The 15,733-nt window shown below is 68.7% G+C and carries 10 protein-coding genes; 4 read left to right on the top strand and 6 right to left on the bottom strand.

Going from position 1 to position 15,733, the window contains the following annotated elements; translation table 11 throughout:
• Positions 1-230: 230 nt before the first annotated feature.
• Positions 231-2,051 carry a DEAD/DEAH box helicase gene (locus V3W46_RS13935; protein WP_331783728.1) on the bottom strand — a complete coding sequence of 607 codons (1,821 nt, stop codon included), beginning with the start codon at positions 2,049-2,051 and terminating at the stop codon, positions 231-233.
• A gap of 89 nt (positions 2,052-2,140) precedes the next feature.
• Here V3W46_RS13935 and V3W46_RS13930 point away from each other — a divergent pair, with 89 nt between their 5' ends.
• A complete protein-coding gene (locus V3W46_RS13930; RefSeq protein ID WP_331783727.1) occupies positions 2,141-2,401 on the top strand; it encodes a hypothetical protein in 261 nt (86 codons plus the stop codon).
• Between the two features lie 61 nt (positions 2,402-2,462).
• Here the strand turns inward: V3W46_RS13930 and V3W46_RS13925 are convergent, their stop codons facing one another.
• Positions 2,463-4,823 carry an arylsulfatase gene (locus V3W46_RS13925; RefSeq protein WP_331783726.1) on the bottom strand — a complete coding sequence of 787 codons (2,361 nt, stop codon included), beginning with the start codon at positions 4,821-4,823 and terminating at the stop codon, positions 2,463-2,465.
• Between the two features lie 132 nt (positions 4,824-4,955).
• Here V3W46_RS13925 and V3W46_RS13920 point away from each other — a divergent pair, with 132 nt between their 5' ends.
• A complete protein-coding gene (locus V3W46_RS13920) occupies positions 4,956-6,740 on the top strand; it encodes a SulP family inorganic anion transporter (RefSeq protein WP_331783725.1) in 1,785 nt (594 codons plus the stop codon).
• 10 nt (positions 6,741-6,750) lie between these two features.
• Here the strand turns inward: V3W46_RS13920 and V3W46_RS13915 are convergent, their stop codons facing one another.
• Entirely contained in the window at positions 6,751-7,692 is a 942-nt protein-coding gene (locus V3W46_RS13915; RefSeq protein ID WP_331783724.1) for a 5'-3' exonuclease, read from the bottom strand.
• Between the two features lie 108 nt (positions 7,693-7,800).
• Positions 7,801-9,195 (bottom strand): ATP-binding protein, encoded by a 1,395-nt coding sequence (locus V3W46_RS13910; protein ID WP_331783723.1) that lies wholly within the window; start codon positions 9,193-9,195, stop codon positions 7,801-7,803.
• Between the two features lie 64 nt (positions 9,196-9,259).
• On the opposite strand from V3W46_RS13910, the gene V3W46_RS13905 reads away from it, so the two are divergent.
• Complete coding sequence (locus V3W46_RS13905) at positions 9,260-11,260, top strand: ABC1 kinase family protein (protein WP_331783722.1); 2,001 nt, start codon at positions 9,260-9,262, stop codon at positions 11,258-11,260.
• Positions 11,257-11,751: a hypothetical protein gene (locus V3W46_RS13900; protein WP_331783721.1), complete on the top strand. Its 495-nt coding sequence runs from the start codon at positions 11,257-11,259 to the stop codon at positions 11,749-11,751. Before V3W46_RS13905 ends, V3W46_RS13900 begins: the two co-directional genes overlap by 4 nt.
• On the opposite strand, the gene V3W46_RS13895 is transcribed toward V3W46_RS13900, so the two are convergent.
• Positions 11,651-14,230, bottom strand: a complete 2,580-nt coding sequence (locus tag V3W46_RS13895) for an HAD-IC family P-type ATPase (RefSeq protein WP_331783720.1) — start codon at positions 14,228-14,230, stop codon at positions 11,651-11,653. The two genes, V3W46_RS13900 and V3W46_RS13895, sit on opposite strands and share 101 nt — an antisense overlap.
• 36 nt (positions 14,231-14,266) lie before the next feature.
• Positions 14,267-15,673 carry a protein kinase domain-containing protein gene (locus V3W46_RS13890; RefSeq protein ID WP_331783719.1) on the bottom strand — a complete coding sequence of 469 codons (1,407 nt, stop codon included), beginning with the start codon at positions 15,671-15,673 and terminating at the stop codon, positions 14,267-14,269.
• Positions 15,674-15,733: the final 60 nt, after the last annotated feature.

Below are 15,733 nucleotides of genomic sequence, written 5' to 3'. Positions count from 1 at the left end.
ACTCGACCGGCGACGGAGCGGCGTGCGCCGGTTGAGTAGCGGGGCGGAGCCCTGCGTATCGAACCCGGGAGGCGTGGGGGTCTCGATACGCGGTTCTCCGCCCCGCTACTCGACCAGCGACGGAGCGGCGTGCGCCGGTTGAGTAGCGGGGCGGAGCCCTGCGTATCGAAACCGGGAGGCGTGGGGGTCTCGATACGCGGCCCTCTGCCGCTACTCGACCGGCCACTGAGCTACTTGTGGCGCGGCTTGCGCGGCGGGCGGTCGTCGGGGCGGAAGTCGTTCTTGGCGACGGCGGCACGCTGGCCACCCCTGCGGTCGGGCTTGATCTCGATGAGCTTTCCGCTGATGCGCGTGTCGTGCAGCCTCTCGAGCACAGCGCCGGCCAGGTCTGCGGGCAGTTCGACGATCGAGAAGTCGGGGCGGATGTCGATGTGCCCGAAGTCGTCGCGGCTGAGTCCACCCTCGTTCGCGAGGGCACCGACGATCTGACGGGGCTCGACCCTCTGCCGCTTGCCCACTTCGATGCGGTACGGCGACATGGGTTTGCTGCTGCGGGGGCGGCGTTCGGGGCGGTCTGGCCGGTCATCCGCGAACCCCCGGTCTGCACGCGAGTCGCGGTCGGCGCCGTCGCGCGCAGACCGGTCGTCGCGGCCGTCGCGACCGTAGCGGTCGTCGCGGCGGGCGTGCCGGTCTTCGGGCGGCAGCAGCAGCGGAGTGTCGCCTTGAGCGACCACCGCAAGCGCGGCCGCCACATCGCCCTCGGGCACGTCGTGGTGCTCGACGTAGTGCCCCACGATGTCGCGGAAGGCAGAGATGCGCTCGTGCTGGGCCAGTGCCGCGGTGATCGCGTCGTCGAAGCGGGTGAGGCGGGTGACGTTGACGTCGTCGACCGACGGCAGCTGCATCTCGGTGAGGGGCTGGCGCGTCGCCTTCTCGATGGCGCCGAGCAGCCGGCGCTCGCGCGGCGTGACGAAGCTGATGGCGGCCCCGCTGCGGCCTGCGCGGCCGGTGCGGCCGATGCGGTGCACGTACGACTCGGTGTCGATGGGGATGTCGTAGTTGACGACGTGGCTGATGCGGTCGACGTCGAGGCCGCGGGCGGCGACATCGGTGGCCACCAGAATGTCGAGCTTGCCGCTCTTCAGCTGGTTGACGGTGCGTTCGCGCTGGGCCTGGGCGACGTCGCCCGAGATGGCGGCGGCCGAGTAGCCACGCGCGCGCAGCTTCTCGGCGAGCACCTCGGTCTCGCTCTTGGTGCGCACGAAGACGATCATGCCCTCGAAGTTCTCGACCTCGAGAATGCGCGTCAGCGCATCCACCTTCTGCGGGTACGACACCATGAGGTAGCGCTGCGTGGTGTTCGCCGACGTGGTGGTCTTGTTCTTGACCGTGATCTCTTCGGCGTCGTTCAGGTACTGCTTCGAGATGCGGCGGATCTGCGGCGGCATCGTGGCCGAGAACAGGGCGACCTGCTTGTCGTCGGGGGTGTCGGCGAGAATCGTCTCGACGTCTTCGGCGAAGCCCATCTTGAGCATCTCGTCCGCCTCGTCGAGCACCAGGTATTTCAGCTCGCTGAGGTCGAGAGTGCCCTTGGCGAGGTGGTCCATGATGCGGCCGGGGGTGCCGACGACCACGTGAACGCCGCGGCGCAGGGCCGAGAGCTGCACGCCGTAGGCCTGGCCGCCGTAGACGGGCAGAACGTGCACTCCGCGCAGGTGGGCGGCGTACTGCTCGAAGGCCTCGCAGACCTGCAGGGCGAGCTCACGGGTGGGGGAGAGCACGAGGGCCTGCGGCTTCTTCTGCGACACATCGAGCCGGCTCAGGATGGGCAGCGCGAACGCAGCCGTCTTTCCGGTGCCGGTCTGGGCCAGGCCGACGACGTCGCGGCCGGTGAGCAGCGGCGGAATGGTCGCCGCCTGGATGGCCGACGGGGTCTCGTAGCCGACGTCGCGCACGGCCCGCAGAACCGCGTCGCTGAGCCCGAGGTCGGCGAAGGTGGTCTCGGTGCCCGCGCTTTCGGCGTCTGCCGTGGCGGTTTCATCGGTAGTCATAGTCAAACGGTAGTCGTTGGCGTGCCGCCGCACCCACCACGACGGTCGAATGCCTTGCGGCAGGCGAAGGTTGGGGGCATCCTGTCAGCATGGATGACGGTTCGAAACTCAGCATCAGATCGACCCACTCGTTTCTCTCGATCGGTTCGAGCCACTCGGTTCTCTCTATCGGCAGCGCCGGATCGTTCGGGTCGATCGGCAGTGCCGGCTCGTTCCTCTCGATCGGCAGCGTCGCCTCGTCGCTGTCGATTCTGTCGGCATTCTCCTTCGTCAGCGTGATGGCCGCCTTCAGCTCGCTCTCGCTGCTCGCGGGCTTCCGCCACCGGGCCCGCGGCCGCACGAGGAGCTGACCGCGGGGCCCCGACCGCCGATACCTCCCGCTACGCACCGGCGGCAGTTCGCCTGCCGACCCTACTGCCTGATCATCGCCACCTGGAACCGGTGGTCGTCGCTCTCGAGGTGGCTGTGGTCGTCGTCGCCGATGTCGATGCGCACCCATGCGATCTGGCCCGTGAACCCGTTGCCCGTCGCTTCGTAGTCGGTCGAGACAGGAGAGGCCGAGTCGAGCCCGACATCGACCGTCTCGTCGAGCGAGAACACCAGCGGCACGGTGTTCTCGACTCGCCCCGAGCCGATCTCGGCGTCATCGCTGAACAGTGTCACGGTGCCACCCTTGCCGAGCCCCCCGCCGTCGTAGGCGAAGTGCGCGCGGATCTCGTGGTCGCCCGCCGACAGCGGTTCGTCTGCCGTGATCGTGTAGAGCGTGACGCCCAACACGTTGTAGGCGAACTTCAACACCGAGCCGACGGTGTAGACGCTCCAACCGCCGAACGCGCCGCCCTGCACCACGATCACGCCGTCGACTCCCGCCTCAGGCACGGTGAGCTGCGCGGTCACCGTGTACGACTTGTTCTTGATGTTGATGGCCGAACCTTCGCTCAGCCGTTTCATGCCCGGGTAGAGCATCTGCGTGGTGCCCTTGATGAGCGTGGGGCGGCCTGCCAGGTCGTCGTTGAACCGCTCAGCTGAGCGGATGTCCATCGGCAGCACGTTGAAGCGTGCCGCCTGCACGAGAAAAAGCCGCTGCAGATGGGCGAGGCGGTCAGGATGCTCGGCGGCAAGGTCGTGCGCCTGGGTCCAGTCTTCTTCGACGTTGTAGAGCTCCCACACGTCGTCGTCGAGCCCGTGGTCAGAGGCGAGCCACGGGAACTTGTGCTTCGCCACCGCCGTCCATCCTTTGTGGTAGATCGCGCGGTTGCCGAGCATCTCGAAGTACTGCGTCTCATGCTGCTCTGGGGCGTCGGCATCGTTGAAGGAGTAAAGCATCGACGTGCCCTCGTACGGCCGCTGCGTGACGCCATTGACGGTCGACGGTTCGGGGATGCCGGCCGCCTCGAGCACCGTCGGAGCGACGTCGATGCAATGCGCGAACTGGTTGCGAATCTCGCCCCGGGCCGCGATGCCGTTCGGCCAGCTGACCACGGTGCCGTTGCGGGTGCCACCCCAGTGCGACGCGACCTGCTTGGTCCACTGGTAGGGGGTGTCCATGGCGTGCGCCCAGCCGATGGCGTAGTGGTTGTACGACTGCGGCGTGCCGAGGTCGTCTTTGTGGTCGATCAGAAACTGTTCGGTTTCGAGGGCTTCCGCGTGGTTCAGCAGAAAGTACTCGTTGGTCGTGCCGCGCATCGTGCCTTCGGCGCTGGCCCCGTTGTCGCCGATGATCGCGTACACCAGCGTGTCGTCGAGGATGCCCAGTGCCTCATACGCGTCGAGCAACCGCCCGACGTGGTGGTCGGTGTACGCGAGAAATCCAGCGTAGACCTCCATCTGACGTGCAAGCACCGGCTTGAGCTCGTCGCTCATTTCGTCCCACGCGGGGATGCCCTCGCTTCGGGTCGTCAGTGTCGCACCCTCGGGGACCACCCCGAGCGCCTTCTGCCGCGCGAACGTCTCTTCGCGCAGGGCGTCCCAACCCTGGTCGAACTTTCCCTTGTATTTGTCGGCCCACTCGGCGGGCACGTGGTGGGGAGCGTGCGTCGCGCCGGGGGCGAAGTAGGTGAAGAACGGCCGGTTCGGGGCGAGCGCCTTCTGCTGCCGCGTCCAGGCGATTGCCTTGTCGGTCATGTCACCCATGAAGTGATACCCCTCTTCGGGCGTGCCCCACGGTTCGACCGGGGTGATGCCGTCGTAGATTGCGGGGTACCACTGGTTCGTCTCGCCGCCGATGAAGCCGTAGAAGTACTCGAAGCCGCCGCCAGGGCTCGGCCACTGGTTGAACGGCCCGACAGGGCTGGTCTGCCACACCGGCACCTCGTGGCACTTGCCGAACTGGGCGGTGTTGTAGCCGTTCAGCTTCAGCGTCTCGGCCAGAGGTGCGCAGTTGTTCGGGCGTACCGAGCTGTACCCGGGTGCACTGGTGGCGATCTCGGTGATGCCGCCCATGCCGACGGTGTGGTGGTTGCGCCCGGAAAGCAGCGCCGCGCGCGTGGGTGAACAGATGGCGGTGGTGTGGAATCGCGTGTATTTGAGCCCAGCTGCGGCGATGCGATCGAAATTGGGCGTGTCGATGGGGCCTCCGAACGTGCTCGACGCCCCGAAGCCGCAGTCGTCGATCAGAATGACCAGCACGTTCGGCGCACCTTCCGGCGGTTCGACGTCGCGGATGGGCGGAAAGTGGGTGTCGGGATCGGTTGCGTCGTAGGTGACCGTGCCGGTGTAGGCCAGATCGGGAATCGGCAGCGCTGCGCGCTGGATCGGCTTGTCGTGCGTCATTGATACCCCTCGTGCTGAATCGGGAGCGCGGCCTCGTCGTCGGGCTCTTCCTGGCACTCATACTGCCCCACGCTCGGGGGTCACCAATAGACTTTCGACGACATTGTGCAGAGCATCGACGAGGGGAAGAGTGTGCAGAAGTCCCGGGTGGTGACGAGGTCGCGCGCGTGGCTTCTGCCGAGCATCCGCCCCTACTCTGCGATGGCGCTGCGGGCCGATATTCTCGGCGGACTGACCGCCTCGGCGGTGATTCTGCCTCAGGCGATGGCGTATGCCACCATCGCCGGGCTGCCCGTTCAGATCGGGCTGTACACGTGCATGCTGCCCGCCGTCGTCTACGCGCTGCTCGGCGGCTCTCGGGCTCTGAACGTGTCGACCACCTCGACGATCGCGACGCTCACGGCGTCGTCGCTGCTGGCCGCCGCGGCAGCCTCTGCCTCGAGCGACCCGGTGCGCGACCTGGTCACGCTCACGCTGATGGTCGGGGTCGTGCTGCTGCTGGCACGCCTGCTGCGGCTGGGTTCTCTCGTCGAGAACGTGTCGGAGGCGACGCTGATCGGCATTCGCGCCGGAACGGGCCTGACCATCGCGGCCAGCCAGCTGCCGAAGCTGCTGGGCATCGCCTCGCCGCCGCCCGGCAGTGGATTCTTCGCAACCCTCGGCTATTCGATCGCGCACCTCGGTGCCGCCAACCTGCCGACGGTGGTGCTGTCGGCGGCGGCGATCGTCGTGCTGCTGCTGATCAGCCGGTTCGCGCCGCGCGTCCCCGGCGCGCTGATCGTGGTCGTTGCGGGCATCGTTCTCATCGCGTTCACCGGACTGGGGGCGGCGGGGGTGAGCCAGATCGCTGCGGTGCCGAACGGGCTGCCGGGCATCCGGATGCCCGACCTCGGGGTCGTCGGAGCGCTGCTGCCCACCGCCTTCGCCGTCGCGATCATGGCGTTCCTCGAGTCGATCTCGGCGGCACGCAGTGTGAAAGCCTGCGACGATGCCGACATCGATGCCGATCAGGAGCTGCTGGCGCTCGGCGCGGCCAGCCTGCTCTCGTCGTTCACCCAGGCGCTGCCGGCCGGCGGTGGGTTCTCGCAGGCGGCCGTCTCGCGCGCTGCGGGCGTGCGTACGCAGGTCGCCAGTCTCATGACGGCACTGATCGCGGTTCTGGTCGCGCTCTTTCTCGCCCCGGTGCTGAGCGACCTGCCGCAGGCGGTGCTGGGGTCGCTGGTGATCGTGGCGGCGGTCGGACTCGTCACGATCAGCGACTTCAGGCGCCTGGCGCGGCTCAGCCCGGTCGAGGCCTGGCTGGCCGGCGCCACTGCGGTCGTCGCCGTGACGGCAGGGCTGCTGCCGGGAGTGATCACGGGGGTGCTCATCACCCTGGTGCTCGTGCTGCGCGAGCTGAACCAGCCCCAGGTCGCCCCGATCTACCGGCGCGCGTCGGGCGCATGGTCGATCGTGGCCCAGCCCGGCGACCAGCCGCCCGACCCCCGGATGCTCGCCCTGCACCTCACGTCGGGCCTCTACACGGCCAACATCAAGCCGACCGCGCGCGCCGTGCTCGCTGCGGCGACCGCCAACACCGCAAACACCGCCAACACCGCCAACACCGCCAACACCGCCACCACCAACGCCACCGCCGCCGCCACCACCAGCAGCGCCACCGCCGGCGCCCCGCAGCCGCTGGTCGTCGTGTTCGAGGTCGCCACCCTTCCGCACGTCACCGTGACCGTGCTCGACGGGCTGCGCGACCTGGATGCCGCACTCACCGCCGACGGAGCCACGCTGTACCTCGTCGGCCTGCCCGAGGCCGCGGTGGCGGCCGCACGCGCCTCGCGCTGGTTCGCCGGCCTCGACGAAGCCGGGCGAATCCAGCCCACCATCGACCGCGCCCTCACGGCGGCCGGCCTCGACGAGCAGTAGGCGATGGCCGCTACTCGGCGGCAGGCAGGGCGCGCAACGCCCGGTCGACCGACCCGCCGAGGCCCCACTGCTTCGCGAGTCGCTCGATCTCCGACCGCTGCTGCGGCGTCACCGGCTCGAGCAGGCCCGACGACGCGATGGCGGCGTCGTCGAACGGCAGGTCACGCACCACCTCGACCACCCGCGGGGCGACCGCCAGGTAGTCGGATGCCGCACTGATCTTCGCCCGCAGCGACGCCGACATCGGGGTCGACCGGTCTGCCGCGGCCGCCACGATCGCCTCGACCGAACCGAAATCGCGCACCAGCGTGGCCGCCGTCTTCTCGCCGACGCCGGCCACACCCGGCAGCCCGTCAGACGTGTCTCCGCGCAGCACCGCGAAGTCGACGTACTGCGCGGCGCCGACGCCGTACTTCGAGCGCACCACCTCGTCGGTGACGAGCTCGAGGCGGCTCATGCCGCGCGCGGTGTAGACGATGCGCACGCCGCGCTCGTCGTCGGCCAGCTGGAACAGATCGCGGTCGCCGGTGATGACGTCGACCGGGTCGTTCGAGCGGGTGGCGAGCGTTCCGATCACATCATCGGCCTCGTGGTCGTGCGCCCCCACGATCGGAATGCCGAATGCCTGGAGCACCTCCCTGATCAACGGAATCTGCTGCACGAGGGCCGGCGGGGTCTCTTCGACGTCGACGCCGCCCGGCACCTCTTCGGCCACCCGGTGCAGCTTGTAGCTCGGGATGAGCGCGGTTCTCCACTGCGGGCGCCACGCGTCGTCCCAGCAGGCCACGACAGAGGTGGGCTCGAAGTCGGTGACCAGGCGCCCGATCATGTCGAGCAACCCACGAACCGCGTTCACCGGTGTGCCGTCGGGCGCCTTCACCGTGTCGGGCACCCCGTAGAACGCGCGGAAGTACAGCGAAGCGGTGTCGAGCAGCATCAGTCGGCCGGCCATTCCCCGATCATCCCACACCCCGCCACCCCGCGCCGTGCCCGGTGCGGGCCGGTTCGGGGCGGGTCGCAGAAGCCGGCGGGCCGGCCTCAGCCCCGACCGGCGGCGGGGTCAGGCGCGCAGCGGCACGGGAACGTCGATGCCGCCCTCGACGGTGAGGCGGCCGCGCACCTGCACGATGCCAGGGGCCGGGCTGAAGCCGCCCGCGAAGAGGGCCTCGCCCTGGCGGAAGTTCGGCGACTGCGCCAGCAGTGCCTCGGGGGCGAAGCCGAAGACCGTGGCGAGCTCGGCGAGATCGAGGGGCGAGCTCATCTTCATCAGGGCCAGGTTGTCGCACTGCGAGATGATGCCCGGGTGGATCTTCGACGGCCGCTGGGTCGACAACAGCAGCCACAGGCCGAACTTGCGGCCCTCGGCCGCGATCTGCAGAATGAGCTCGCGGATGGCCACCTGCAGCGGGCTGGTCAGCTCGGGCGAGCAGAGATTGTGCGCCTCGTCGATGACGAGCAGCACCGGGCGCCGTTCTTCGCGTCGCCGCCAGAGATCGTCGAGCACCGAGAGGGCCGCGATGAGGGGTTCTTCGGCGTACCGGAAGCCGCCGAGGTCGAGCACCGTCGCGTTCGGCCGGTCGACGATGATCTCGGTCGCCGCGGCCTCGGCGCGAGCCCACACCTGCCAGCCGAGCAGCCCGAGGTTGTCGAGGCGCAGGGCGAGCGCACGTTCGCCGGGGTTCTGCGAGGCGGCGAGGTCGGCCAGCAGATCGTCGGCCTCGAGCATGCTGACCCGCTCATCGAGGTGTACCAGGGTGTTGTACTCCTCGCGATCGCGCAGCGGGTCGAGTCGCAGCAGGGCGGCCCTGACGTTCAGCGGCAGGGCCAGAAAGCGGGCGCGCAGATGCTCGCCCTCACCGCCGGGTCGCAGGATGCGCACCTCGCGCGAGTGCAGCAGGGCGGCTTCGTCGGCCGGTGCGTCGGGCAGCGTCTCGTCGAGCCGCACGAAGTCGGAGTTGGGGTCGAAGATGATCACGGGCAGGTCGGTGTGCGAGAGCAATTGCTCGATCAGTACGCCGAGGGCATAGGTCTTGCCCGATCCGCTCTGCCCGCACCAGAACGTGTGGCGGTTGAAGCGGTGCGGCAGCAGCCGGGCGGGCACGGCCGGGTTCGACACCTGCACCCCGATCTCGAGGGTGGCGCGGGTCGCGGCGTACAGTCGTTCGATGGCCTCGGGGGATGCCGCACCAACGTCTGCCCGGGCGAACGGCCGGGTGGCGCGCGAGACGAGGCGGCCGTCGGGGTCGACCACGCCCAACAGCTTTCCACTGCCCGAGACGGAGCCCCGGACATCCTCAGCGGTCGCCTCGACGAACCCGAGGGCTTCGTGCCCCTCGGTGTCGGTGAGTGTCACATAGTCGCCGGCGAGGAACTGCGCGGCCGGGTCGACGGTGAAGCTGAACGAGCGGCCGTCGAGTGAGCGGGCAGAGGCCTGGGGCACAGAGGTATCGATCACGATTCACACCGTACCCCCTAGACTTCGAGGCAACGTCTTGCCGCTAGCAGGGGAGCAGAAGAACGTGTTCGAAATCATCCTTCTCGTCGTCGTCGGCATCATCTCGGCGGTGTTCGTCGGGTACGTGTCGAGGCGTGTGCTCGGAGTGCCGGTCGGCTGGCCGCGCAGCATCGTCGTCGGCGTGCTGGTGTTCGTCTGCGGGCTGCCGTTCTCGATCTGGGTGCTGCGCGAGACCGGCGCGATGACCGACTCGAAGGCGGTGGCCTCCGACTCGGTGATCATCACCCTGATTCTGCTGTCGATCGCGTGGGTCTTCGCCCTCGGCGTGGGCCTGTTGGTGATTCTCGAAGCGGTGTTTCCGACCTCCACCCTGCGTAACCCGGTCGATGTCGTCAGGGCCGGTCTCAAACGCCAGCGGCGCACCCGGCGGTACCTGCAGATTCTCGAGATCGCCTCGCGCAACGGCGCGGGCTGGCTCGTGCGCGGGCGAAACCGGGCCGACGCCGAACTGACCACGTCAGAGCAGCGCGCCGCGGCCGTGGTCAAGACCATCAACCAGTCGGGCGTCACCTTCGTGAAGCTCGGACAGGTGCTGTCGACCCGGCGCGACCTCGTTCCCGAACCGTACCTCTCGGCGCTGGCGTCGCTGCAGTCGGGCGCCAGCACGATCGCATGGCCGGCCGTGCGCAAGGTCATCGAAGACGAGCTCGGCCGACCCATCTCCGACGTCTTCCAGAGCATCGAAGAAGAACCCCTGGCGGCCGCCTCGGTCGCGCAGGTGCACCGCGGCACCCTGCTCGACGGCACGAGAGTGGTGGTGAAGGTGCAGCGGCCCGAGGCGCGCGCGCAGGTCGAGGCCGATGTCGACATCATCCTGCGACTCGCGAAGACCGCCGAGACGCATACCCAGCAGGGGCGTGACCTGCGGGCCGAGTCGGTGGCGAAGGGGTTCACCCAGACCCTGCTCGACGAGCTCGACTACCGCATCGAGTACTCGAACACCGAGATGATCCGAGCCACGCTGGTCGAGATCGCCGCTCACGCCGACGCCGCCGACATCACGATCGACGTGCCGAAGGTGTACCGCCAGGCGAGCACCCGGCGCATGATCACGATGGACCTGGTCGACGGCCAGCCGCTCAGCCGGGCATCCGCGGCCCTCGCCGAACTGACGCCCGAGGCGCGCCACGCGCTCGCGGTGGGCCTGATGAACGCCGTGCTCGAGCAGATTCTGGTGTGCGGCGTCTTTCACGCCGACCTGCACCCCGGCAACGTGATTCTGCGCGAAGACGCGAGCCTCGGGCTCATCGACTTCGGCGCCGTGGGCATCATCGAGAAGAGCCAGCGCGAGAACCTGGCCGGCCTGCTGCTGGCGGCGTCGAGCGAAGACGACATCTCGGCGACCGACGCCCTGATGCTCATCGTCGACGTTCCCGAGGGAGCCGACATCGACAGCTTTCGCCACGACATCGGCCTCGTACTGACGACGGTGCGCTTTCGGCGGGGCGGCGACGGCTCGATCTTCTCGCTCATGCTCGACGTGATCCGCCAGCACCACATCGCGCTGCCCGCCACCCTCTCGTCGGCCTTTCGCAGCTTCGCCACGCTCGAGGGCTGCCTGCACGTCATCGTGCCCGACTTCGACCTCGTCACCGAGGCGTTTCCGCGGGTACCCACGATCATGCGCCGGATGCTCGACCCGAAGCGCCTCGCGATCGGGGTTCAGGCGCAGCTCGCCGTCGGCCGCGCGCTGCTGCGCAAGTTTCCGCGTCGCATCGACTCGCTCATGGAGAAGCTCGACGCGGGCACCTTCGGCATCCGCATCCGCTCGTTCTCCGAGGGCGACGACCGGGAGTGGATCAACAGCATCGTGTCGGAGTTCGTGGGCGTCTTCGTCTCGGTGTCGGCGGTGGTCATCGCGATCATCCTGGTCATCAACGGGGTCGGGCCGCTGATCGCGCCGAACCTCCACCTGTTCGACCTGCTGGGCGCCGTCGTCGGCTTCTTCGGGTTTCTGGGCATTCTGCGAACGGTGCTGCGCACGTTCTTCCGGAGGTCACGATGAGCGAGGTTCGGGCCAGGCGCGCCCCCGCGAGCGTGATCGTGGTGGTGGTGCTGACGTACATCGTCGGCGTGCTCGACATTCTGGCGGGCATCCTCGTCATCCTGCTGCGCTACGCCGACGACGTCGACGAGATCGGCGGTGCGGCGCTCGTGACGATCATCGGTGCCTCGACGCTGCTGCTCGGGCTGCTGACCATCGCCATCGCTTCGGGCCTGTCGCGGGGCGACCCCGTGTTCAGGGTGGCGGCGACGGTGATCTTCGGCATCACGCTGGCGCTGGGGCTGCTGGCGATCGCAACCGGCTCGGGGGTCTCGGTGTCGACGATCGTCGAGGTGGTGCTGGTGGCCGGGGCGATCGCGGCCCTGTACGTGGGGCCGGCCGCGCGCTACTTCAGGGCGCTGCGCACTGACCTGAGTGCCGACGCACGTAGCGCACGTGCACGAAGCGCACGATCTCGATGGCGCCCACGGTCAGCGCCGAGATCAGGATGACCAGCAGCGCGGTCGTGAGCGACGGGTCGACCAGCTCGAGAAAGTTCGTCACGAGCGGTATCGAGTACACCAGCACGAGGCCGATCATCATCGCGCCGATGATCACCGTCTTGATGCCGTCGATGGGCCGCGAGAGCACGATCAGAATCCACAGGCCCACGATGGCCAGGATGAGCGTCGACCCGGTGCGCAGTTCGGCCTCGCCGATGCCGGCGTCGAGCGAGAGCCGCGTGTAGAGCGCCAGGGCCAGCGCGATCACGATGCCGGCCGGGATGGCGAAGCTCAGGCTGCGGCGCAGGAAGCCGGGAATGTACCGCCGGGTGTTGGGCATGAGCGCCAGGAAGAACGACGGAATTCCGATGGTCAGCCCGTCGACCACCGAGAGCTGGCGCGGCAGGAAGGGAAACTGCAGTAGCAGCGCGCCGAAGATGACCGCGAGGCCGGTGGCGTAGGCCGTCTTGGTGAGAAAGAGCATCGACACGCGCTCGACGTTCGCGATCACCTGTCGCCCCTCGGCGACCACGCCGGGCAGACGCGAGAACCTGCCGTCGAGCAGGATGATGCGGGCCACCGCCTTGGTCGCGGCCGACCCCGAGTCCATGGCGATGCCGATGTCGGCCTCTTTGATGGCGAGCGCATCGTTCACGCCGTCACCGGTCATCGCGACCGTGCGGCCCGCCTGCTGCAGGGCGACGACGATGTTCTTCTTCTGCGCCGGGGTCACGCGGCCGAAGACCACATGCTCGGCCAGAACCGCGGCCAGGGCATCCGGGTCGTCAGGCAGCTCGCGGGCGTCGAAGCCGTCGACGACCTCGAGGCCCACCTCGCGGGCGATCGCCGCGACGGTGTGCGGGTTGTCTCCCGAGATGATGCGCACGTCGACGCCCTGGCTGGCGAAGTACTCGAGGGTCTCGCGCGCGTCGGGCCGAACGCTCTCGCGAAAGGTCAGCAGGGCGACCGGCTCCACCGCGCCGGGCAGCCGTTCGTCGTCGATGTCGCCGGCGGTGAGCTCGGCTGGAGTGTGCGCCAGCACGAGCGTGCGCCGGCCCGAGCCGGCCAGCTCGGCCGAGCGCCGGCGCAGCTCCTCGTGGGCATCGCCGTGATCGCCGCCGGAACTGTCTGCGCCACCTCGACCGGGGCCGGCTGCATCGCCCGCAGCGCCCGCCGGGAACACCATCTCCGGCCCGCCCAGCACCCACGTGCCCGCGGCCGCGCCCCGGCTCGCGTCGCCGAAGCTGACCGCGCTCCACTTGCGCGCCGACGAGAACGGGATGCGCCCGTCGGGCTCGATCGGCTGCTGCACCGGGTAGGGCACCATGAGGCAGCGCGCGGTGGCGTTCGCGTCGGGTTCGGCCCCGTACCAGGCCAGCACCTGCTGCCACCCCGGTGCGGCATCCGCGGTCAGTGACTCGGGCTGCATCGCATGAACGCCGTCGGCTGTGCGAAGTGGTTCGACCGCGTGCATGCGGTCGGCTGTGCGAAGTGGTTCGACCGCATGCATGCGGTCGAACACGATGTCGCCCTCGGTCAGCGTGCCCGTCTTGTCGAGGCAGATGATGTCGATGCGGGCAAGACCTTCGACCGCGGCCAGCTCCTGCACCAGCACCTTCTGTGTCGACAGCTTCACGGCTCCGACCGCGAAGGCGATGCTCGTCATCAGCACCAGCCCCAGCGGAATCATCGCCACGACCGAGGCGATCGTCGACACCGCGCCATTTCGCCAGCTGCCCGACTCGATGGCCTCGGGCCAGCCGCCGAGCGCGACCATCTGCGCGTTCAGCACCAGCAGGGCCACCGGCCCGATGATCCACGCGATCCACTTCAGCACGCGGTTGATGGATGATCGCAGCTCACTGGCCACGAGCGAGAACTTCTTGGCGTCGCTCGAGAGCCGGTTCGCGTACGAGTTCGCGCCCACGTGCGAGACCACCGCGGTGCCCTCGCCGCCCACGACGATCGAGCCAGAGAGCACCTGGTCGCCCTCGGCCTTGTCGACGGCATCCGACTCGCCCGTCAGCATCGACTCGTCGAGCTGCAGGCGCGATGACGTCGACACCACGGCATCGGCAGACATCTGGTCGCCGGCGCGCAGCACCACGAGGTCGTCGAGCACGAGATTCGCGACCGGGATGTTCGCCTCGTCGCCGTCACGCACCACCCGGGCGAGCGGGGCGTGCATCAGCGCGAGGCGGTCGAGCGACCGCTTGGCCCTGAACTCCTGCACCGACCCGATGACGGTGTTGGCGATCGCGCTGAAGCCGAACAGGGCGTCCTGCCAGCGGCCCAGAAACAGCAGCACCAGAAAGCAGACCAGAATGATGCCGTTGAACAGGGTGAAGAGGTTGGCGCGGATGATGCTCCACGCGCTGCGGCTCGATGCCGCGACGAACGCGTTGTCGTCGCCCCGGGCGACACGGTCGGCGACCTCGGCGGCGGTCAGGCCCGGGCTCTGCTGCGTCTGGGTCGGCGTCGACGTCATCTCATCCCCTCACGCTCGCGCTCAGGTCACGGGCGCTCAGGTCAAAGGTAGCGCTTCGGCCACTCCGGCTGCCTCATTCGTGGTGCGGAGTCCTACCTGGCGCAGCTCGAGTTGTGCGACCACCAGGGCGGCGAGGTCTTGCAGGTTCTCGACCTCGGCCGCGGTCACCTCGCCGGGCTCGAAATCCATCACGCAGAGCGTGCCGATCAGGTCGCCGTTGCCGCGCTTCAGCGGCACACCGGCGTAGAAGCGGATGCCCAGCTGCCCGGTGATCAGAATGTTGTCGGATGTTCGGGAATCGAGCATGCCGTCTTCGATGATCACGGGGTCGGGGCCGCTCAGTTCGGCCAGCGCGGCGTCGAACTCGCGGGCCACCCGCCGCGAGTCTTCACCGTAGTGCGACTTGAACCACATGCGGTCGTGGTCGACGATGCTCACGATCGAGATGGGCGCTGTGAACAGTCGCGCGGCCATGGCGGTGACACGGTCGAGCGCCTCGTCGGGCAGGGTGTCGAGCATGGCGCTGTGCTGCGAGAAGGTGGCGCGTTCCTCGCCGGGCGCGAACAGCGGCTCCATGGCCTCGTCTTTGTGCCGGCCGCTCTCGGCGATGACCACCTGTTTGAGCGCGGCCACGAGTTCGTGCCTGACCGGCCGGGCATCCGGATCGCGCGCGGTCATCGCGGCGAGCAGTTGCTGCCAGTACTCGGGCAGGTCGTCGGGAATCACCGGATCGCGCGACAGGCGGGCGAGCGCCGACTCGACGACGCGGCCCGGAAACTCGAGGTGCCGGGTGAAGCATTCGAGCAGCACCAGCCCGAGCGAGTAGACGTCGCTGGGGGGCCCGATCGGCTGGCCCGAGGCCTGCTCGGGGCTGAGGTAGCCCGCCGTGCCCGAGGTGGTGCCGTCGACGGTGAGGCGTTCCATGTCGTCGGCGATGGCGATGCCGAAGTCGGTCAGCTTCGCTCGAGCACGGGGCGACCCGTCGCCGTAGTCGACCAGCAGGATGTTCGAGGGCTTGATGTCGCGGTGGATCACGCCGTGGGCGTGGATGTAGTCGAGCGCCTCGGCGAGGTCGTAGCCGATCTCGGCGATGTGCCGCGGGGTGAGCGTAGTGTGCACGAGCCGCTCGTGCAGGTCGCTGCCATTGACGAGCGTCATGACGATGTAGCGGTTCGAGCGGCCGTACTCGTCGACGTCGATGCCGGCGTCGTGGATCTGCACCAGAGCGTGGTGGTCGAGGCCGGCGAGCACCATCAGCTCGCTCTCCTGGCGCCCCGACGATTCGCCGCTGGCGTGAAAGAGTTTCACGGCGACGTCGCGCCCGAGCGTCTCGTCGCGGGCGAGGAAGACGGTGGCGAGTCCGCCCGCGCCGATGGGCGACTGCAACCGGTACCGAGCACCGAGCAGTCGTTCTGACGACCCGGCGGGGGGTGATGCGGCCACGCAGTGCCTTTCGGTTCATTCCATGGCGAGCCCAGTGAAGAGACTTCTTTCAAGAAGTGA

It is taken from the genome of Subtercola sp. YIM 133946 (genome assembly GCF_036553535.1).
In the GTDB taxonomy this organism is placed as follows: Bacteria; Actinomycetota; Actinomycetes; order Actinomycetales; family Microbacteriaceae; genus Subtercola.
The sequence above is the reverse complement of the archived record's forward strand: the minus strand, read 5'-3'. Positions and strand labels throughout refer to the sequence as shown.